This is a genomic window from Streptomyces sp. NPDC024017 (assembly GCF_040638895.1).
Taxonomy (GTDB): Bacteria; Actinomycetota; Actinomycetes; order Streptomycetales; family Streptomycetaceae; genus Streptomyces.
Map to the genome: position 1 here is coordinate 210,362 of NZ_JBEZYZ010000014.1, position 19,933 is coordinate 230,294.

The window sequence follows — 19,933 nt, forward strand, 5'->3', positions numbered from 1 at the left end:
CGTGACGCGCATGTGGTCGAAGTCACACTCCGGGGGATGGATGGCCCGGCCAGGCCCAAAAGGCAGGCCAGTTTACCCATCTCACTTGATAGCTATGCGTCCGGCGGTCATATTTTCTTCCCCTTTCGGGTTGAAGTTTTGTTGATCCAGGGTCGGTCGACCGCCTCGGCGCCCTACCCTTCAAAGGGTGAAGCCACTGATGTCACTGGAGTCCGAGGTCGATCTTCCCGGTGGAGCCGTACTCCCCGGTGCGCTGCCCGACGCTCTGCGGGCCGAGCTCATCGCGTTCCGGCGCGACATGCACATGCACCCGGAGCTCGGCAACCAGGAGTTCCGCACGACCGCCGCGATCAAGGAGCGGCTGGAGCGGGCCGGCCTCAAGCCGCGCGTCCTCGCCGTGGGGACCGGACTCGTCTGTGACATCGGCGTGGAGGGCGAGCAGTGGGACGGAGGCCCCAGCATGCTCGCCCTGCGGGCCGACATCGACGGCCTGCCCATCCCCGACATGAAGAGCGAGTGCCCGTACCGCTCGACCGTGCCCGACCGTGCGCACGCCTGCGGTCACGACGTGCACACCACCGTCGTCCTCGGCGCCGGCCTCGTCCTCGCCGAACTGCACCGGCAGGGCGCGCTGCCCCGCCCCGTCCGGCTGATCTTCCAGCCCGCCGAGGAGGTGCTGCCCGGCGGCGCCGCCGACGTCATCAAGTGCGGAGCGCTGGAAGGCGTCGGCGCGATCATCGCCGTGCACTGCGACCCGCGCGTGGACGCGGGCAAGATCGGACTCCGCGAGGGCCCCATCACCTCCGCCTGCGACCGGCTGGAGATCGGCCTCGACGGCCCGGGCGGCCACACCGCCCGCCCCCACCTCACGACCGACCTGGTCACCGCGGCGGCCCGCGTGGTCACTGACGTGCCCGCGCTGGTCGGCAGGCGCTTCGACAGCCGCAGCGGCCTCGCCATCACCTGGGGCCGCGTGGAGTCGGGTCACGCGCCGAACGTGATCCCGCAGCACGCCGAGCTCTCCGGCACCGTGCGCTGCCTCGACCTGGAGGCGTGGCGGCAGGCTCCCGACATCGTCGTCGCGGCCATCGACGAGATCGCCAACCTCCACCGCGCCAAGTCGGAGATCAACTACGTGCGCGGCGTCCCGCCCGTCGTCAACGAGCCCGGCGTCACCGAGCTGCTGCGCGACGCCATGATCGCCCGGCGCGGAGTCGAGTCCGTCGAGGGCACCGAGCAGAGCCTCGGCGGCGAGGACTTCTCCTGGTATCTGGAGCACGTCCCCGGCGCCATGGCCCGCCTGGGCGTCCGTACCCCCGGCGAACGCCAGGTGCGGGACCTCCACCAGGGCGACTTCGACGTCGACGAGTCGGCCATCACGGTCGGCGTGGAACTCTTCACGGCCGCCGCCCTCGTCAACGGCCTCCGCTAGGGCCGGCTCCGGCCTGCAGGGAAGAACCTCACCCGCTCCGGTTGCGACCGGGGCGGGTCGGGGGCAGCCTGGTGCGCGTCACGAGGTAGGCACACGCCGTGTCCCCGAGTACACCTTTCGACCCCGTTCGATCCCGTGGTTCACAAGGGCGTAACCGGCCATCGGCACGAATGGATAACGGCCCCGCGGCGAACCGTTCCCAGGAGTGTCTACGCGCGTTAATGTGCGCCGAACCGAGCACCCACTGCGGGGCTTTGGAGAATGGGGAACTTCAGATGCGTCGGATTTCCAAACTGACCCGCGTCGCGGTGGGGGTCGCGTCGCTCGGGCTCGTCGCCACGGCCTGCGGCGGCACCAGCAGTGACAGCGGCGACAGCGACAGCAAGGACAAGGGCGTCGCCATCGCGTACGACGTCGGCGGCAAGGGCGACCAGTCCTTCAACGACGCCGCCTACGCCGGCCTGACGAAGGCCAAGGACGAGTTCGGCTACACGACCGCCGACATCGAGCCCACCGAGGGCGAGACGGACGCCGACAAGGAGCAGCGCCTCGCCTCGCTGGCCAAGCAGGGCTACAACCCGGTCATCGGGGTCGGGTTCGCGTACACCCTGGCGATGAAGGCCGTGGCGTCCAAGTACCCGGACACCACCTTCGGCATCGTGGACTCCGTGGTCGAGGGCAAGAACGTCGCCTCCCTCGTCTTCGCCGAGGAGCAGGCCTCCTACCTCGCCGGTGTCGCCGCCGCCAAGGCCACGAAGACGAACGTCGTCGGCTTCGTCGGCGGTGTCGACGTCCCGCTGATCCACAAGTTCGAAGCCGGCTACAAGCAGGGCGTGCAGGACACCAACCCCAAGGTGAAGGTCCTCTCGCAGTACCTGACGCAGACGGCCGAGGAGGGTGGCTTCTCCAGCCCCGACAAGGGCAAGGCCGCCGCCGAGGGTCAGATCGAGAAGAAGGCCGACGTGCTCTACGCGGCCGCCGGTCTGTCCGGCCAGGGTGTCATCGAGGCCGCCGCCAAGGCGAAGGTCTGGGCGATCGGTGTCGACTCCGACCAGTACAAGCAGGCCGCCCTGGCGCCGTACAAGAACTACATCCTCACCTCCGCGCTCAAGGACGTCGGCGGTGCGGTCTACGCGCTGTCCAAGTCGGTCAACGACGACAAGCCGCTGACCGGCACCCAGACCTTTGACCTGAAGGTCAACGGCGTGGGCCTGTCCGAGTCCAACCCCGAGTACGCGAAGATCCCGGGTCTCAAGGACGCCGTGAACAAGGCCAAGGAAGAGATCGACAACGGTTCCATCAAGGTCAAGACCGAGTAAGCAGGCCGGTCGGACCAGCCGGAGCGGGCGGACACCCCTGGGTGTCCGCCCGCTCCGTGCTTCCCGGCTTCCCCTCCCTGGACCGGATCACCCAGCGCCACCTTCCGTTTGCGGTCGGCAACACCCCGGCCATGGCCGGGTGATGGCTTGGCCACGGGCGCATAACAAGGTGGACAGAAGGGGTTTTCAGGCAGGTCTACGCGCGTTAATCTGCGGCGAAGCCAGCGCCGAAGCTGAACCGTCCCGGCGCTATGCGGCCCCGGTTGTACGACAGGAGTACCCACACATGCGCCGGATTTCCCGGATCACGGTCGCAGGCGCAGCGACCGCCTCCCTGGCCCTCGCGCTCTCCGCCTGCGGCGGCACCTCGACCTCCGGGTCGTCCGACTCGAAGGGCGACAAGGGTCTCGCCATCGCCTACGACGTCGGCGGCAAGGGCGACCAGTCCTTCAACGACGCCGCGTACGCGGGCCTGGAGCAGGCGAAGAAGGAGTTCGGGTACCAGACGGCCGACGTGGAGCCCACCGAGGGCGAGACGGACGCCGACAAGGAGCAGCGCCTGGTCTCCCTGGCCAAGCAGGGCCACAACCCGGTCATCGGTGTCGGCTATGCGTACGCCGCGGCCGTCAAGGGTGCCGCGGAGAAGTTCCCGGACACCACCTTCGGCATCGTCGACGACTCCACGATCAACACCAAGAACGTGGCCGACCTGGTCTTCAGCGAGGAGCAGGCCTCCTACCTGGCCGGCGTCGCCGCCGCCAAGACCAGCAAGTCGAAGGTCGTCGGCTTCGTCGGCGGTGTGGACATCCCGCTGATCCACAAGTTCCAGGCGGGCTTCGCGCAGGGCGTCAAGGACACCGACCCCAAGGTCAAGGTGCTGTCGCAGTACCTCACCCAGACGGCCGAGGAGGGCGGTTTCGCCAGCCCCGACAAGGGCAAGACGGCTGCCGAGGGTCAGATCGAGAAGAAGGCCGACGTCGTCTACGCGGCCGCCGGCCTGTCCGGTCAGGGTGTCATCGAGGCCGCCGCCGCCAACAAGGTGTGGGCCATCGGTGTCGACTCGGACCAGTACCAGCAGGAAGCCCTTGCCAAGTACAAGGACTCCATCCTGACCTCGGCGATGAAGGATGTCGCCAAGGCGGTGTACAACCTGGCGAAGTCGGTCGAGGACGGCAAGCCCGAGACCGGTATCGTTCGTGGCGATCTGAAGACCGGCGAGGTGAGCCTGTCGAACTCCAACCCGAAGTTCGCGGACGACGCCGAGCTCCAGGCAGCCATCAAGACGGCCAAGGAGAAGATCATCAGCGGCGAGATCAAGGTCAAGAGCAGCTGACGAGCGACTGCCTCGAAGCAGGCGGTAACCCCCGGGGTTACGTCCGCTCGACGGGGTACGGGGAGCTGCTCCTCGTGCCCCGTTGCCGCGGGGCGTCGGCCCCTTTGTATGCCGTAGGGGCGCTACGCGCGTAGACGGCCCCCGTCCCCAGGAGAGTGCGCCATCAACGCGTCCAGCAGCCCTCCGGCCGGAGCGGCGGTCAACGAATCGGTGACCGCCGTCGAACTCGCCGGGATCACCAAGCGTTTCCCCGGAGTCGTGGCCAACCACGACATCCACCTCAGCGTCCGCAAGGGCACCGTGCACGCCCTCGTCGGCGAGAACGGCGCCGGCAAGTCGACGCTGATGAAGATCCTCTACGGCATGCAGAAGCCGGACGAGGGCACCATCGCCGTGGGCGGCGAGCAGGTGAGCTTCTCGTCGCCGGCCGACGCCATCGTCCGCGGCATCGGCATGGTCCACCAGCACTTCATGCTCGCCGACAACCTCACGGTCCTCGAGAACGTGGTGCTCGGCAGCGAGAAGCTCTACGGCATCGGCGCCAAGGCCCGCCGCAAGATCAAGGAGCTCTCCGAGCGCTACGGCCTCGACGTCAAGCCCGACCTGCTGGTCGAGGAGCTCGGCGTCGCCGCCCGCCAGCGCGTGGAGATCCTCAAGGTCCTCTACCGCGGCGCCACCACCCTCATCCTCGACGAGCCGACCGCCGTGCTCGTGCCGCAGGAAGTGGACGCCCTCTTCGCCAACCTGCGCGAACTGCGCTCCGAGGGCCTGTCGGTCATCTTCATCTCGCACAAGCTCGGCGAGGTGCTCTCCGTCGCCGACGAGATCACCGTCATCCGCCGCGGCACCACCGTCGGTACGGCCGTCCCCGCCGAGACGACGCCCCGTCAGCTCGCCGAGATGATGGTCGGCAGCGAGCTGCCCACGCCCGAGACGGCCGAGTCGACGGTCACCGACCGCCCGGTCATCACCGTGGACAAGCTGCGCCTCGCGGCCCCCGGCGGCAAGGCCCTCCTCGACGACATCAGCTTCACCATCCACGCGGGCGAGGTCCTCGGCATCGCCGGTGTCGAGGGCAACGGCCAGACCGAGCTCGTCGACGCCCTCATCGGCCTGCGCTCCGCCGACACCGGCACCATCCGGCTCGCCGACGAGGAGATCACCGGCTGGCCCACCCGCAGGCGCCGTGAGCAGGGCATCGGCTACATCCCCGAGGACCGGCACCGCCACGGCCTCCTGCTGGAGGCACCCCTCTGGGAGAACCGCATCCTCGGCCACGTCACCGAGAAGCCGCTCGCCAAGGGCGTCTGGCTGGACCCGAAGGCGGCCCAGGAGGACACCCGCCGGATCGTGACGGAGTACGACGTCCGCACCCCCGGCATCGACGTCACCGCCGCCTCCCTGTCCGGCGGCAACCAGCAGAAGCTGATCGTCGGCCGCGAGATGAGCCACACGCCGCGCTTCCTCATCGCCGCGCACCCCACCCGGGGCGTGGACGTCGGCGCCCAGGCCGCCATCTGGGACCACATTCGCGACGCCCGGCGCGAAGGCTTGGCTGTGCTGCTGATCTCCGCCGACCTGGACGAGCTGATCGGCCTGTCCGACACGCTGCGCGTGATCTACAACGGCAAGCTGGTCGCGGACGCCGACCCGGCCACCATCACCCCCGAGGAGCTCGGCTCGGCCATGACCGGCGCCGCCACCGGGCACCTCGCGCACGAAGAGACCCCCGAGATCTCGAAGGCCGACGCCCCCGAGTCTCCGGAAGACGAGGCCCGCTGATGAAGAAGTTCGACAAGGAGCGCGTGCTCCTCGCGGTGGCCGGACCGGTCATCGCGCTGTTCGTGGCCTTCGTGCTGAGCGCGATCGTGCTGCTCGCGTCGGGCAAGAGCCCGTTCGAGCCGTTCGCCCTGATGTTCGAGCAGCTGGGCTTCTCCGACATCCAGGTCCTGATCATCAACCAGGCGTCGATGTACTACATCGCGGCCCTCGCGGTGGCCATCGGCTTCCGGATGAACCTGTTCAACATCGGTGTCGACGGCCAGTACCAGCTCGGCGCCATGATGGCCGCCGTCGTCGGCGCCCACGTGAACATGCCCGCCGCGATCCAGGTCCCGCTGCTGCTCCTGACCGCCGTCCTCACCGGCGCCTTCTGGTCCGGCATCGCCGGTGTCCTCAAGGTCACCCGCGGCGTCAGCGAGGTGGTCGCCACGATCATGCTCAACGCGATCGCGACCTCCGTGATCGCCTACCTGTGGCTGCCGAGCGTCTTCGGCGTGAAGGTCGGCAACAACAACACCACCGGCGAGATGTACGAGTCCGGCTGGATCCCCGGCATCCCCATGGGCGCTGCCGGTGAGATCTACGGCCTGGTCCTGCTCGCCGCCCTGCTCGGCATCGGCTACTGGATCGTCCTCAACCGCACCCGCTTCGGCTTCGACCTGCGCGCCTCCGGTGCCTCGCAGACCGCCGCCGCGGCCAGCGGCGTCGACCCCAAGCGCATGGTGCTCAGCGCCATGCTGATCTCCGGCGGCATCGCGGGCCTCGCCGGCCTGCCCATCCTGCTCGGCGACACCCACACCTACAGCCTGAACTTCCCCACCGGCATCGGCTTCCTCGGCATCGGCATCGCCCTGCTCGGCCGCAACAGCCCCGTCGGCATCGCCTTCGCCGCCCTGCTGTGGGCCTGGCTCGACAAGGCCTCGCCCGAGCTGGACTTCCACGGCTACGACAAGGAGATCGCGGTCATCATGCAGGGCCTGATCGTCCTCTCGGTCGTGGTCTCCTACGAGGCCGTCCGCGAATGGGGGCTGCGCCGCCAGCAGCGCCGCGTCGGCGCCGAACTCGCCGCCGGTCACGTCCTCGGCGCTCAGAACACGAAGGAGGTGGCTGGCCGATGACCACCGCGACCGACGTCAACCAGCCCACGCTGCAGCCCTCGGCGCCGACCGGCCGCCGCCTGTCGTGGCCCGTCCTGCTGCTCATCATCGCCGGAGGCCTGGCGCTCACCTCGATCGTCCGCCTCATCACCGGCGCCGACGGCATCACCAACGTCAGCCAGATGTCCACCGCGCTCCAGCTCGCCGTGCCGATCGGCCTCGCCGGTCTCGGCGGCCTGTGGGCCGAGCGCGCGGGCGTGGTCAACATCGGCCTCGAGGGCATGATGATCCTCGGCACCTGGTTCGGCGCCTGGGCCGGATTCCAGTGGGGTCCGTGGACCGGTGTCCTGGTCGGCATCGCCGGCGGCGCGATCGGCGGCCTGCTGCACGCCTTCGTCACCGTCACCTTCAACGTGAACCACATCGTCTCCGGTGTGGCCATCAACATCCTCGCCCTCGGCGCCACCCGCTACCTCGCGCCCCTCGCCTTCGAGGGCCACACGGGCGGCTCGGCCAAGCAGTCCCCGGCGGTGGAATCCCTCGGCAACTTCACCGTGCCGGGCCTGTCCGACGCGCTCAGGGACCTGAACAACCAGGGCTGGTTCTTCATCTCCGACATCGCCGGCCTGCTCGGCGGCCTCGTCACCAACGTCTCCTGGCTGACCCTGATCGCCGTCGCGCTGATCCCGGGCACCTGGTGGATCCTGTGGCGCACGGCCTTCGGCCTGCGGCTGCGCTCCTGCGGTGAGAACCCGGTGGCCGCCGAGTCCCTCGGCGTCAACGTCTACAAGTACAAGTACATCGCCGTCGTCATCTCCGGCGGTCTGGCCGGCCTCGGCGGTGTCTTCCTGTCCATCGTGGCCAACCCCTTCTACCTGGAGGGCCAGGTCAGCGGACGCGGCTTCATCGGCCTCGCGGCGATGATCTTCGGCAACTGGATGCCGGGCGGCCTCGCCCTCGGCGCGGGCCTGTTCGGCTACACCGACAGCCTCAACCTGCGCGGCGGCTCCGCCAACGTCCACGCCCTGCTGCTGCTCGGCGCGCTGCTGCTGATCATCGGCGCGATCTGGCTGGTCGTCCGCAAGAAGTACGTCCCGGCCGTGTCCACCCTGATCGCCGGCCTCCTGGTGTTCGCCTGGTACGCGACCACCGACGAGGTCCCGAACCAGGTCGTCTCCGCCACGCCGTACGTCATCACCCTGGTGGTCCTCGCCCTGTCCGCCCAGCGGCTGCGGATGCCGAGGGCGAACGGCATGCCGTACCGGAAGGGGCAGGGCAAGTGACCGACGCCGGTCCCGCCGTCGACTGGGAGAAGCTGCGTGCGGTGGCCCGGGACGCCATGTCCCGGGCGTACGCCCCCTACTCCGGCTACCCGGTCGGCGTGGCGGCGCTGGTCGACGACGGGCGGATCATCTCCGGCTGCAACGTCGAGAACGCCTCGTACGGACTCGGCCTGTGCGCCGAATGCGGTCTGGTGTCGGAGCTGCACAACACCGGCGGCGGCCGGCTGACGCACTTCACCTGCGTCGACCGCAACGGCGACACGCTCGTCCCGTGCGGCCGCTGCCGCCAGCTGCTCCACGAGTTCGGCGGCCCCGAACTCATGCTGGAGACTCCGGCGGGCATCCTGCCGCTGTCGGAGATGCTGCCCCAGGCCTTCGGCCCGGAACACCTCAGCAAGTAACTTCCGTGCGGCCCCTCTGAGTTGCTCACGCGACCGGCTCAGGGGGGCCGTACGGCTTCTGGAATCCTCGGAAGGAAGCCAAGCCATGGCCATGGACGTCATCTCCGTCATCCGCACCAAGCGGGACCGCGGTGAGCTCAGCGACGCACAGATCGACTGGGTCATCGACGCGTACACCCGCGGGGAGGTCGCCGACGAGCAGATGTCCGCGCTCGCCATGGCGATCCTGCTGAACGGCATGAACCGTCGCGAGATCGCCCGCTGGACGGCCGCGATGATCGCCTCCGGCGAGCGCATGGACTTCTCGTCCCTGTCCCGCCCGACCGCCGACAAGCACTCCACGGGTGGCGTCGGCGACAAGATCACGCTGCCGCTGGCCCCCCTGGTCGCGGCCTGCGGCGCGGCCGTCCCCCAGCTGTCGGGCCGCGGCCTCGGCCACACCGGCGGCACGCTGGACAAGCTGGAGTCGATCCCCGGCTGGCGTGCGCTGCTCTCCAACGAGGAGATGCTGGACGTCCTCGACACCACCGGCGCGGTCATCTGCGCGGCGGGTGACGGCCTGGCCCCCGCCGACAAGAAGCTCTACGCCCTCCGTGACGTCACCGGCACGGTCGAGGCGATCCCGCTGATCGCGTCCTCGATCATGTCCAAGAAGATCGCCGAGGGCACGGGCTCGCTGGTCCTCGACGTGAAGGTCGGCACCGGCGCCTTCATGAAGACGATCGAGGACGCCCGCGAGCTGGCCTCCACGATGGTGGGCCTGGGCACCGACCACGGCGTGAAGACGGTCGCGCTCCTCACGGACATGTCCACCCCCCTCGGCCTGACTGCCGGAAACGCCCTGGAGGTCCGCGAGTCGGTGGAGGTCCTGGCGGGCGGCGGACCCGCGGACGTGGTCGAGCTGACGATCGCCCTGGCCCGCGAAATGCTGGACGCCGCCGGGGTGAAGGACGCCGACCCGGCGAAGGCCCTGGCCGACGGCTCGGCGATGGACGTCTGGCGCCGCATGATCGCGGCCCAGGGCGGCGACCCGGACGCGACGCTTCCAGTGGCCCGCGAGCAGCACGTGATCAAGGCCCCGGCCTCGGGCGTCCTGACCCGTCTCGACGCCTACGACATCGGCGTCGCCGCCTGGCGCCTGGGCGCCGGCCGGGCCCGTAAGGAGGACCCGGTGCAGGCGGGCGCGGGCATCGAGATGCACGCCAAGCCGGGCGACACGGTCACCGAGGGCCAGCCCCTCCTGACCCTCCACACCGACACCCCGGAGCGCTTCGAGTACGCGCTCCAGGCGGTCGAGGGTTCGTACGACGTGGCGGCCCCCGGCACGGACTTCACGGCGTCGCCGGTGGTGCTGGAGCGGATCGCCTGACCAGGCGCTTTCCCATTCGGGTGAACGGGATCGGTGGACCCCCGCCGGTCCCGTTCGGCATGCAGGCCCCCAGGCAGATGCTGCGTGACGAGGGCGGCAACTTCATCCCAGCGGCTGCCGCTGAACTCATCGTCGAGATCACGTCCAAGTCGAATGCGGCCCACGACCGGATCAAGAAGGCCGCAGGCTACGCCCAGGCCGGTGTTCCGCTGTATCTGCTCATCGACGGCTGGGCTCCTGGCGGTCCCACCATCACGCTTTACGGCGAGCCGCCACTGAGTCACCCCAGCACCGCCGCCACCACCACCAGCACCGGCACCGCCAGCACCGTCGACAGCAGGATCGCCTCCCTCGCCAGCACCTCGCCCACCCGGTAGCTGCTCGCGTACGTGAACAGGTTCTGGGCCGCCGGGAGTGCCGATGTCACCACCACGTCGAGCAGGGACGCCCCGTGGAGGCCGAAGACGCCGGCCGCGAGGGCCCAGGCGGCCAGGGGCTGGACGACCGACTTGAGGGTCACGGCGAGGAGGACAGGGGCCCGTTCCGCGCCGCGCAGGGGCAGGGTGCTGCCGCGGAGCGAGATGCCGAAGGCCAGCAGGACCGCCGGGACCGACATGTTGCCGATCAGGGTCAGGGGGTCCATCAAAGGGCCCGGCACCGTGAGGCCCGACGCCGAGACCGCCACCCCGGCCAGGGAGCCCAGGGCTATCGGATTGCGCAGCGGCGTGAGCAGCCGCTGCCACAGGGGCCGTTTCTCCCCGCCGCTCGCCAGGTCCAGGACCGTCAGCGCCACCGGTGTGACACCGACCAGCTGGAACAGCAGCACCGGCGCGACCAGTGACGCGTCACCCAGCACGTACACGGCGATCGGGATGCCGAGGTTTCCCGAGTTGACGTAGCTGGAGCACAGCGCGCCGATCGTCGTGCGGCCCACGCCCCAGCCGCGCGCCGCCCCCACCGCCACGAAGACGCCCGCCGCCACCGCCGTGCTCATCGCCGTGACCAGCAGCCGGTCGGAGAAGATCACGGACAGGTCGGCCTGCGCGAGGGTCGTGAAGAGCAGTGCCGGGGACGCCACGTGGAAGGCGAGCTTGGTCAGGACCTCGCGGCCGCCGTCGCCCAGATACCCCCGGCGGCCGATCAGATAGCCGACGCCGATGACGACGGCGATGACCGCGAACCCGCTCAGTACCCCCTGCACGGCGCCTCCTGGCCTGCGAAGAGGGCATCGGGCAACGCGTCGGGAGCAGATGGTTGGGGCATACAGCCAACCCTCTGGGGAAGGCGCCGCCCGGGTCAATGTGATCCTTGCGGCGCCGACAGGACGGACAGACGCGATGAGTTACAGCCGCCCGGCCGGTCTACCGATCGTGGACGCCATGACACCGCCCGTGCTCGTACTGCCCGGCCCTGTCACCCGGGACGAGGTGAGAGGGCTCAGCGACGATGTACGGGCACTGCTGCACGGCAGCGGTGCCCGGGTCGTGGTGTGCGATGTAGCGGGCGTGGGGCCGCCGGGGCTCGCCGCCGTCGACCTGCTGGCGAGGCTCCAGCTGGCCGCCCGCCGGGCCGGGGGACGGATCCGGTTGCGCGCCCCCGACCCCGCCCTACGCGCCCTGCTCGACCTGGTCGGTCTCCGCTTCGAGGTGGAGGGGGAGGTCGAAGAGCGGGAACCAGCGCTGGGTGTCGAGGAAGCAGTGGAACCCGGTGATCCGGCCGTCTGAGATCTCCAGCACCTGGACCGCCCACGGCGTGAAGCCGCCCTTGTCCGGGTCCGGCTTGTACTGGGCGAACCCCGGCAGGCCGTTGACCTGGACGGGCACCAGCCGGGAACCCGCGCAGGGCGCGCCGAGGGTGGTCATGAAGCCGGTGATGTCCCGCGTGCCGGTCAGCCACAGGTCGAACGGCGGCATCGTCATGACCGCGTCCTCGTGCAGCAGGGCCGTCAGCGCCGCCATGTCGTAGCCCTCGAAGGCCGCCACGTAGCGGTCCAGCAGCTTCTGCTGGTCCTCGTCCAGCGGGTCGGAGACGGCCGCGCCGGCGCCCGGCTCCTGCCGCTCGGCCAGGGTGGCGCGGGCCCGCTGGAGGGCGCTGTTCACCGACGCCACCGAGGTGCCCAGCAGCTCGGCGACCTCGCTGGCCTTCCAGGCCAGGACCTCGCGCAGGATCAGCACGGCCCGCTGCTTGGCCGGGAGCTGCTGCAGGGCGGCCATGAAGGCGAGCCGCACGGACTCCTTGGCGATCGCCGCCTCCGCCGGGTCCTCGGTCGTGGGCAGCACGCGGGCGTCCGGCATGGGCTCCAGCCAGGTGTTGTCCGGGCGGGGGGAGAGGGCGGCCTGGGCGAGCGGGGTGGACTCGGTGAGGTCCATGGGCCGGGCGCGCTTGTTGCCCGCGGTCAGCATGTCCAGGCACACATTGGTCGCGATGCGGTAGAGCCAGGAGCGCAGGCTGGAGCGGCCCTCGAACTTGTCGTAGCTGCGCCAGGCGCGGACCATCGTGTCCTGCACCGCGTCCTCGGCCTCGAAGGAGGAGCCGAGCATCCGGTAGCAGTACCCCGTCAGCTCGGTTCGGTGTGCCTCCAGCCTGGTGTCCAGATCCGTCGGTGTCGCCGTGCCGTTCGCCATCTCCACCCACCCCTGTGGACGTTCTGTTCACGCGCCTTTGCGCTCCAGCACTTCGGAAGCTACCGCAGCCCACTGACAACGGCCCCCCGAGCACACAAAGGCGCAGGTGGGAGCTGGTGATCCAGACCGGCCGCGACAGGCGTGCGGGCCTTCACACGAGCTCCTTGACCGACATGAGCAGATGCCGGTGCTCCCCGGCCGCCGCGGCCGTACCCGCCTCCCCGTCGCCCGGCACGGCGTGCAGCAGCGCCCGCTGCCCCGCCCCCAGCAGTTCCAGCCGTATCCGCGGGCTCTCGAAGGACGTCAGCGCGTCCAGCAGGTAGGCCGGGTTGAACGCCACCGGCATCTCGTCGGCGCCGCTCAGCGTGGCGGGCAGCCGCTGGGCCGCCACGTCGTCCCCGTAGCCGGCGCGCAGCCGTACGGAGCCGTCGGCCGAGAAGTCCAGCCGCACCGGGCTGTTCGCCTCCGCGACCACCGCGACCCGCCGCACCGCCTCGGCGAGTCCCTCGCGCTCCACCTCGGCGACCGCGGCCCCCGCCATGTCGAACAGCGACGTGTACGCGGGCAGCCGCCCGTCCAGCAGCCGCAGCGCGGTCCACGTCCGCCCGCCCTCGAAGCCGATCAGCCCGCCGCCCCCGTCCGGCTCCCAGCCGATCCGCACGTCCCCGTACCGCCCCAGCGACCGCGCCACGTCCAGCAGCCGCCGTGCGGGCAGCAGGGCCTCCACGACCCCGTCACCGCCGACGGCCTCCGGCTTCCACTCCAGCCGCCGCACCGCGTACCGGTAGCGGTCCGAGGCCGCCAGGGTCATCTGCCCGCCGTCGAGGCGCAGGTGCACGCCCGTCAGCAGGGGCAGTGTGTCGTCGCGTCCGGCGGCGACCGCGACCTGGGCGACGGCGGTCGCGAAGGCGGCGGCGTCGACGGTGCCGTAGGGTGCGGGCGGCGCGGGCAGGGACGGGTACTCCGCGAGCGGCAGCGTCGACAGCCCGAAGCGCGTGCCGTCCGCCTCCACCGTGAACCGCGAGGCCTCCAGGACACAGCGCACCGGTCCGTCCGGCAGCACCCGGCAGACGTCCAGCAGCCGCCGCCCCAGGACGAGCACCCGCCCGGGCGCCGCGACCTCCGCGTCGGCCTCCACCCGCACCGCCGCCTCGAAGTCGAACCCCGTCACGGCCAGCCGCCCCGCGTCCGCCTCCAGCAGCAGCCCGCCCAGCACCGGCACCGGCGTCCGCCCGGGCAGTGCGCGTGCCGCCCGGCCCACGGCGTCGGCGAACTCCGTACGGTCGACCCGGAACTCCATGAAAAATCCCCCTGCTCGGTCCGGTGATCAGTCGGCGCGGACGGTATCCGCACCCACTGACAACCGGCCCCGAGCAGGGGGGATGTCACCGGTGTTCAGGCAGCCGTGGCCAGTTGCCGGCGCTGCAGGCGGGCCGCCCGGGTGCCGAAGACGGTGATCGTCACGACGCCCACGACCGCCAGGATTCCGACCCCGACCGTCCCGGCCCAGCCGCCCGCGTGGAAGGCGATCGCGCCGACCGTGCTGCCCGCGCTGGAGCCGATGTAGTACGCCGACTGGTACAGCGCCGAGGCCTGGGCGCGGCCGTGCGTGGCCGTCTTGCTGACCGCGGAGGAGGCGACCGCGTGGCCCGCGAAGAAGCCCCCGGTGATGAGGACCAGGCCCGCCAGGACCAGCGGGAGCGAGCCCGCCAGGGACAGCAGCAGGCCCGCCGCCGTCGTACCGCCCGCCGCGTACAGCGCGCCCCGGCGCCCCAGCCGCCCGACCAGCCGGCCCGCCGTCGACGCCGACACCGTGCCGACCAGGTACACCAGGAAGATCGAGCCGATGATGCCCTGCGGCAGCGAGAAGGGGGCCTCGGTCAGCCGGTAGCCGATGACCGTGTACACGCCGCCGAACACGGTCATGAACAGCGCGCCGATCGCGTAGAGCCGGCACAGCAGAGGGTTGGACAGGTGGTCGCGGACCGTCTGGGCCAGGACGCGCGGCCGCAGCGAACCGGCCTTGAAGTGCTTGGGGGCGGGGAGCAGCAGCCGGAAGGCCACCGCGCACGCCACCGCGATCACACCGATGACACCGACGGCGACCCGCCAGCCCCACTCCTGCGCGACCCAGCCGGTGATGACCCGGCCGCTCATCCCGCCCACGCTGTTGCCCGCGACGAACAGTCCGATCGCGGTGACCAGCGCCTTCGGGCTGACCTCCTCCGCGAGATACGCGGTCGCCGAGGCCGGCAGCCCGGCCAGGGCGGCGCCCTGCAGCGCCCGCAGCGCGATCAGCACACCGAGGGAGGGGGCGAGGGGCACCAGCAGCCCGAGCGTGACGGCCACGGCCAGCGAGGCGGTCATCACCGCACGGCGTCCGAAGCGCTCCGACAGGGCGCTCATCGGCAGCACGAACAGCGCCAGCCCGCCCGTCGCCGCGGCCACCGTCCAGCTCGCGTCGCTCGCCGCCACCCCGAACTCGCCGGAGATCAGCGGGAGCAGCGCCTGCGTGGAGTACAGCAGCGCGAAAGTCGCGACGCCCGCGAGGAAGAGGGCGAAGCTCATCCGGCGGTAGCCGGGGCCGCCCGGGGAGACACGTGAATCGGAGGTGGGAACAGAGGCATCGGCGCCCACGATCGTGGACGCCCCGGTACTGGCGGGAGACATGCCTCGAACCTACGTACGCCGCACTCATCCGTCCAATGCATGGAACGGTCATAATCGTTCCCATGGTGCATCAACCGAGCTCACAGAGTCGCCTGTCACCAAGCAGTGACACAGAAGACATGGCAGAGATGTCGAAGGTGCTGGCGCCGCGCCTCGCGTACTTCGCGGGCGTCGCCCGCACCGAGCACGTCACCCGCGCCGCCCAGGAGATGAACGTCCCCCAGTCGACCCTCTCCCGGTCCATGGCCCGCCTGGAGCAGGACCTGGGCGTCGACCTGTTCGCCCGGCACGGCCGCACGGTCTCCCTCACCCCGGCGGGCCGTACCTTCCTCGCCTCCGTCGAACGGGCCCTGGCCGAGGTGGAGCGCGCCGCCGAGGAGGTGCGCGCCGACGCCGACCCGACCACCGGCAAGGTCGCCTTCGGCTTCCTCCACACCATGGGCGCCGAGACCGTCCCGGGCCTCCTGCACGCCTTCCGCGCCGACCACCCGCGCGTCCGCTTCAGCCTCGTCCAGAACTACGGCGAGGCCATGCTGGAACGCCTCCGCGCCGGCGAGCTCGACCTGTGCCTGACGTCCCCGGTGCCGGACGCCCCCGATCTGGTGGCCCGCCGCCTCGACGAGCAGAAGCTCCGCCTGGTCGTCCCCGCCGACCACTCCCTCGCGGGCCGCCGCCGCATCCGCCTCGCCGAGGCGGCCGACGAAACCTTCGTCACCCTGGAACCCGGCTACGGGCTGCGCCGCATCACCGACGACCTCTGCAAGGAGGCCGGTTTCAAGCCCCGCATCGCCTTCGAGGGGGAGGAGGCGGAAACCCTGCGCGGCCTGGTGGCGGCGGGCCTGGGAGTGGCCCTCCTGCCGCCGCCGGCGGTCCCGCGCCCGGGAGTGGTGGAACTGACGGTCACGGCCCCAAGGGCGGCCCGTGAAATCGGGGTCGCCTGGTTGGAAGGCCGCCCGGACACGCCGCCGGTAGCGGCTTTCAAGAAGTTCCTGCTCTCGAGAAGAGGCAGCTTGTTGCCCACCTGAGGGGCGCGGGGAACTGCGCGAGCAACCACTCACACAGCCGCACTCCGAAAACCACCGGCACCCCGACGGCGCTACCGCCGAGAAGGACTGAACCCCGCCGCGAGCGGCATCCGCAACCCCAGCGGCGGCGGCGCGGCGAACGCATCCCGCACAGGCCGCGACACCGCCCGCCCGAACAGCGCCCCCATCACGAAGTCCTCCGCCAGTGCCAGGACTTCGTCCCGGTACTGATGCAACCCGTGGCCGTCCGAGTGCACTTCGAACCGGCACACGTCCCGATTCGCCTTCTTCGCCCGCGCCGCCAGCCGGAACGACAGCTCGGGATCGGTCCGCCCGTCGTTCGTGCCGTGCACGATCAGCACCTGGCGCCCGACCAACTGCTTCACCGGTTCGGGTGGCGCCGCGACGTCCTCCTCCGGCAGCCAAGGGGCGAGCGCCAGAACGGAGTTGACGGCCTCGTGGCCACCCGCCCGCAGCCCCGCCCGGCCGCCCATCCCGAGACCGACGAGGCAGACCGGGACGTCCCCGTAGCGCCGTACGACCTCGTCCGCGGCCCACGTCGCGTCCTGCGCGAGATTGGCCTCGCTGCCGTTCCACCCGCGGTAGCGGTAGTGCACCACGTGCGTGGCGAGACCCTCGTCCCGGCCCGCGCGAGCCAGGCGGCGCCCGACGGCGCGCATGGAGGCGGTCGCCAGCATGGGCGACGGCCTGCGGCCGGAGACCTCGTCGCCGCCGGGGAGCAGCAGCACCGCGCCGCTCACCGCCGTCGGCTGCGGACCGAGTGCCCTGCCCAGCCGGGCCCTGCGAACCGGCGTCGCTTGGTGTGCCATGACAGAACAGTGTCAGAAGCGCGGGTGTACTCGACCCGTCCTTGGGATCACCGTTACGTATCGACGAAACGCAAAGCATTCGGGAACGCGCCATCTACGCGCGTAGGAGTTAGAGTGCGGAAATGACGAGCCAGACCATTGCGAACACCCCGACACCGGACCAGATCCGCCGGGCGCCCAAGGTTCTGCTGCACGACCACCTCGACGGCGGTCTGCGCCCCGGCACGATCGTCGAACTCGCCCGCGAGAGCGGCTACTCCCAGCTCCCCGACACCGACCCGGAGAAGCTCGGCGTCTGGTTCCGCGAGGCCGCCGACTCCGGTTCCCTGGAACGGTACTTGGAGACGTTCTCCCACACCGTCGGCGTCATGCAGACCCGCGACGCCCTCTTCCGGGTCGCCGCCGAGTGCGCCGAGGACCTGGCCGGGGACGGCGTCGTCTACGCCGAGGTGCGCTACGCCCCCGAGCAGCATCTGGAGGGCGGCCTCAGCCTCGAAGAGGTCGTCGAGGCCGTCAACGAGGGCTTCCGGGAAGGGGAGCGGCGCGCACGGGAGAACGGCCTGCGCATCCGCGTCGGCGCGCTGCTCACCGCCATGCGGCACGCGGCCCGCGCCCTGGAGATCGCCGAACTCGCCAACCGCCACCGCGACCTGGGCGTCGTCGGCTTCGACATCGCCGGCGCCGAGGCCGGCTACCCGCCCACCCGGCACCTCGACGCCTTCGAGTACCTCAAGCGCGAGAACAACCACTTCACCATCCACGCCGGCGAGGCCTTCGGGCTGCCCTCCATCTGGCAGGCCCTGCAGTGGTGCGGCGCCGACCGGCTCGGGCACGGCGTGCGGATCATCGACGACATCCAGGTCCACGAGGACGGCCGCGTCGAACTCGGGCGGCTCGCCTCCTACGTCCGGGACAAGCGCATCCCGCTGGAGCTGTGCCCGAGCTCCAACCTCCAGACCGGGGCGGCGTCCTCGTACGCCGAGCACCCCATCGGGCTGCTGCGCCGGCTGCACTTCCGGGCCACGGTCAACACGGACAACCGGCTGATGTCCCACACCAGCATGAGCCGGGAATTCGAGCACCTCGTCGAGGCATTCGGATACACGCTCGACGACATGCAGTGGTTCTCCGTCAATGCGATGAAATCAGCGTTCATTCCTTTCGATGAACGACTGGCCATGATCAATGACGTGATCAAGCCCGGATATGCCGAGCTGAAATCCGAATGGCTGTTCCGGCAGACCGCTTCCACCAGCGGTTCTGCCGATTCGGAGGGCTGATCCGGGAGTCTTCGGCGCACTGCGGATGCGGACGGTGTTCACAATCCGTCCGCATTTCGATGTTTGCGGCCGGTGGTGCTGGGTGTTTACGGTCGCTGGACCGCTCACCCACCCCGTCATCCCGTTACGAGGACGCATTTCATGAAGCAGTCTGCTGCCAAGTCCCTCGGTGTCGCCGCCCTCGGTGCCGCCTTCGCCGCCGCCGGTGCGGGTGCCGCCAACGCCGCCCCGGCCCTCCCGGACACCGCCCAGACGCTGGAGACCGTCACCGCTGCGCTTCCGGCGGAGCAGCTCTCCACGACGCTGCCGGGCTCGGGTGAGGCGCTGGGTCAGGGGCAGACGGCGGCCGGCGCCGGTCTGGCCGCGGCCCAGCCGGTCGCCGAGCAGCTGCTCGCCAACGGCCCGACGGGCCCGGCCGCCAAGCTGCTGGGCGGGCTCCCGGTGCAGGGCCTGCCCACGCACGGCCTGCCGGTGAACGGCGTGCCGGTCGGCTGACGCTCCCGCCGAGGCGGCCACACATGCCGATGGGGCGCACCCGCACGGGGTGCGCCCCATCGGCGTTCTCGCGTACGGGCGTTACCAGGCCGTCTGGGTCTTGCCGTGCACCTTGTCCTCCGAGGGCAGCAGGATCCACAGCGCGATGTACAGCAGGAACTGCGGGCCGGGCAGGAGGCACGAGACCAGGAAGATCACCCGCATCGTCGTCGCGGAGGTGCCGAAGCGCCGTGCCAGCGCGGTGCACACTCCGCCGATCATGCGGCCGTTGGTGGGGCGGGCGAGGCGGGACATGTGCGACTCCTTCGTGAGCGTGTGTGAGGTCTCTCGTCCGAGTACCCCATCTGCACTCCACGCTACGGAGACGAAGGGGGCAAAGCGTCGCTCCACGGGGCGATCCCGACCCTGGGAATCGTCGGGGTCCGACCCTGAGCCGGCTCCTCCGCGGGGAGGGGCGCGCCGAGCGGGCGGACGGTGGCGCGGCGGCGCAGCCAGGAGCGTCCCGCCGGGACCAGCGCCAGATGCGCGAGAGCCACGCCCACGGTGTTCAGGAACAGCGAGTCGACGTCGACGACCTGACCGGGCACGCCGGTCTGAAGCAGTTCGATGCCCCAGGAGAGCAGGGCGCCGGCCGCGACGGTGCGCAGCAGGGACGCCAGCGGCGAGACGTCCAGTCTGCCGCCGACCGACGGCAACAGCACACCCAGCGGGGCGAGCAGGGCCAGCCCCTCACCGATCCGGCGGGCCGCCTCGGGCCAGCCCAGGGCGAGATCGGCCCGGATCCCGGCGAACGGCCGCAGATTGGCGGGCATCACCCAGGGCACGTCCAGCGGCCGCAGCGTGAACCAGGCGACGAACGCGAGGTGTGCGACGAGGAGGACACCTCCTGTCACACGGATGCGGAACGCGGCGCTGCCGCCGATGGAGCCTTGACGCTGCACGCCTCCCTAGACGCGGCCTCCGGCAGGATCGGTTCCGTGATGGGCCCCGGTA

Annotated in this window: 19 protein-coding genes and 1 pseudogene; 13 read left to right on the forward strand and 7 right to left on the reverse strand. The window is 70.8% G+C overall.

Annotated elements, in window-relative coordinates; translation table 11 throughout:
• Nucleotides 1-199 precede the first annotated feature (199 nt).
• The 9 genes and pseudogenes from AB0G20_RS33225 to AB0G20_RS33265 all read left to right on the forward strand — a co-directional run.
• Nucleotides 200-1,432 carry a M20 family metallopeptidase gene (locus AB0G20_RS33225; RefSeq protein ID WP_361308917.1) on the forward strand — a complete coding sequence of 411 codons (1,233 nt, stop codon included), beginning with the start codon at nucleotides 200-202 and terminating at the stop codon, nucleotides 1,430-1,432.
• A 275-nt stretch (nucleotides 1,433-1,707) separates the two neighbouring features.
• Nucleotides 1,708-2,751 carry a BMP family ABC transporter substrate-binding protein gene (locus AB0G20_RS33230; RefSeq protein WP_361308848.1) on the forward strand — a complete coding sequence of 348 codons (1,044 nt, stop codon included), beginning with the start codon at nucleotides 1,708-1,710 and terminating at the stop codon, nucleotides 2,749-2,751.
• Nucleotides 2,752-3,037: 286 nt separating this feature from the next.
• Nucleotides 3,038-4,084 (forward strand): BMP family ABC transporter substrate-binding protein, encoded by a 1,047-nt coding sequence (locus AB0G20_RS33235; RefSeq protein ID WP_361308850.1) that lies wholly within the window; start codon nucleotides 3,038-3,040, stop codon nucleotides 4,082-4,084.
• A 210-nt stretch (nucleotides 4,085-4,294) separates the two neighbouring features.
• Complete coding sequence (locus tag AB0G20_RS33240; protein WP_361308852.1) at nucleotides 4,295-5,866, forward strand: ABC transporter ATP-binding protein; 1,572 nt, start codon at nucleotides 4,295-4,297, stop codon at nucleotides 5,864-5,866.
• Entirely contained in the window at nucleotides 5,866-6,984 is a 1,119-nt protein-coding gene (locus AB0G20_RS33245; RefSeq protein WP_361308854.1) for an ABC transporter permease, read from the forward strand. The genes AB0G20_RS33240 and AB0G20_RS33245 overlap by 1 nt, the downstream gene beginning before the upstream one ends.
• Nucleotides 6,981-8,246: an ABC transporter permease gene (locus AB0G20_RS33250; RefSeq protein WP_361308856.1), complete on the forward strand. Its 1,266-nt coding sequence runs from the start codon at nucleotides 6,981-6,983 to the stop codon at nucleotides 8,244-8,246. Before AB0G20_RS33245 ends, AB0G20_RS33250 begins: the two co-directional genes overlap by 4 nt.
• Nucleotides 8,243-8,647 (forward strand): cytidine deaminase, encoded by a 405-nt coding sequence (locus tag AB0G20_RS33255; protein WP_361308858.1) that lies wholly within the window; start codon nucleotides 8,243-8,245, stop codon nucleotides 8,645-8,647. Before AB0G20_RS33250 ends, AB0G20_RS33255 begins: the two co-directional genes overlap by 4 nt.
• Nucleotides 8,648-8,738: 91 nt before the next feature.
• A complete protein-coding gene (locus AB0G20_RS33260; protein WP_361308920.1) occupies nucleotides 8,739-10,016 on the forward strand; it encodes a thymidine phosphorylase in 1,278 nt (425 codons plus the stop codon).
• A 98-nt stretch (nucleotides 10,017-10,114) separates the two neighbouring features.
• Nucleotides 10,115-10,288: pseudogene (locus tag AB0G20_RS33265) on the forward strand (Uma2 family endonuclease); the annotation flags it as partial.
• Nucleotides 10,289-10,296: 8 nt separating this feature from the next.
• Here AB0G20_RS33265 and AB0G20_RS33270 read toward each other — a convergent pair.
• Nucleotides 10,297-11,217 carry an AEC family transporter gene (locus tag AB0G20_RS33270; protein ID WP_361308860.1) on the reverse strand — a complete coding sequence of 307 codons (921 nt, stop codon included), beginning with the start codon at nucleotides 11,215-11,217 and terminating at the stop codon, nucleotides 10,297-10,299.
• 136 nt (nucleotides 11,218-11,353) lie between these two features.
• On the opposite strand from AB0G20_RS33270, the gene AB0G20_RS33275 reads away from it, so the two are divergent.
• Nucleotides 11,354-11,740 carry an STAS domain-containing protein gene (locus tag AB0G20_RS33275; protein ID WP_361308862.1) on the forward strand — a complete coding sequence of 129 codons (387 nt, stop codon included), beginning with the start codon at nucleotides 11,354-11,356 and terminating at the stop codon, nucleotides 11,738-11,740.
• Here the strand turns inward: AB0G20_RS33275 and AB0G20_RS33280 are convergent.
• From AB0G20_RS33280 to AB0G20_RS33290, 3 genes are all read right to left on the reverse strand, one after another.
• Complete coding sequence (locus tag AB0G20_RS33280; RefSeq protein WP_361308864.1) at nucleotides 11,624-12,640, reverse strand: sigma-70 family RNA polymerase sigma factor; 1,017 nt, start codon at nucleotides 12,638-12,640, stop codon at nucleotides 11,624-11,626. The genes AB0G20_RS33275 and AB0G20_RS33280 overlap by 117 nt on opposite strands.
• Nucleotides 12,641-12,791: 151 nt before the next feature.
• Complete coding sequence (gene dnaN / locus AB0G20_RS33285) at nucleotides 12,792-13,940, reverse strand: DNA polymerase III subunit beta (RefSeq protein ID WP_361308866.1); 1,149 nt, start codon at nucleotides 13,938-13,940, stop codon at nucleotides 12,792-12,794.
• A gap of 95 nt (nucleotides 13,941-14,035) precedes the next feature.
• Complete coding sequence (locus tag AB0G20_RS33290) at nucleotides 14,036-15,310, reverse strand: MFS transporter (protein WP_361308868.1); 1,275 nt, start codon at nucleotides 15,308-15,310, stop codon at nucleotides 14,036-14,038.
• Nucleotides 15,311-15,372: 62 nt separating this feature from the next.
• Between AB0G20_RS33290 and AB0G20_RS33295 the strand changes: the two genes are divergently transcribed.
• Entirely contained in the window at nucleotides 15,373-16,335 is a 963-nt protein-coding gene (locus AB0G20_RS33295; protein ID WP_361308870.1) for a LysR family transcriptional regulator, read from the forward strand.
• Between the two features lie 71 nt (nucleotides 16,336-16,406).
• On the opposite strand, the gene AB0G20_RS33300 is transcribed toward AB0G20_RS33295, so the two are convergent.
• Complete coding sequence (locus AB0G20_RS33300) at nucleotides 16,407-17,165, reverse strand: alpha/beta hydrolase (protein ID WP_361308872.1); 759 nt, start codon at nucleotides 17,163-17,165, stop codon at nucleotides 16,407-16,409.
• A 122-nt stretch (nucleotides 17,166-17,287) separates the two neighbouring features.
• Between AB0G20_RS33300 and AB0G20_RS33305 the strand changes: the two genes are divergently transcribed.
• Together AB0G20_RS33305 and AB0G20_RS33310 are read left to right on the forward strand one after the other, a co-directional pair.
• The gene (locus AB0G20_RS33305; protein WP_361308874.1) at nucleotides 17,288-18,445 is read left to right on the forward strand and encodes an adenosine deaminase; all 1,158 of its coding nucleotides are present in this window, start codon (nucleotides 17,288-17,290) and stop codon (nucleotides 18,443-18,445) included.
• A 141-nt stretch (nucleotides 18,446-18,586) separates the two neighbouring features.
• Nucleotides 18,587-18,940, forward strand: a complete 354-nt coding sequence (locus AB0G20_RS33310; RefSeq protein WP_361308876.1) for an ATP-binding protein — start codon at nucleotides 18,587-18,589, stop codon at nucleotides 18,938-18,940.
• Nucleotides 18,941-19,021: 81 nt separating this feature from the next.
• Here the strand turns inward: AB0G20_RS33310 and AB0G20_RS33315 are convergent, their stop codons facing one another.
• Entirely contained in the window at nucleotides 19,022-19,234 is a 213-nt protein-coding gene (locus AB0G20_RS33315; RefSeq protein WP_361308878.1) for a PspC domain-containing protein, read from the reverse strand.
• A 62-nt stretch (nucleotides 19,235-19,296) separates the two neighbouring features.
• Nucleotides 19,297-19,881 (reverse strand): VanZ family protein, encoded by a 585-nt coding sequence (locus AB0G20_RS33320; RefSeq protein WP_361308880.1) that lies wholly within the window; start codon nucleotides 19,879-19,881, stop codon nucleotides 19,297-19,299.
• Between the last annotated feature and the right edge of the window lie 52 nt (nucleotides 19,882-19,933).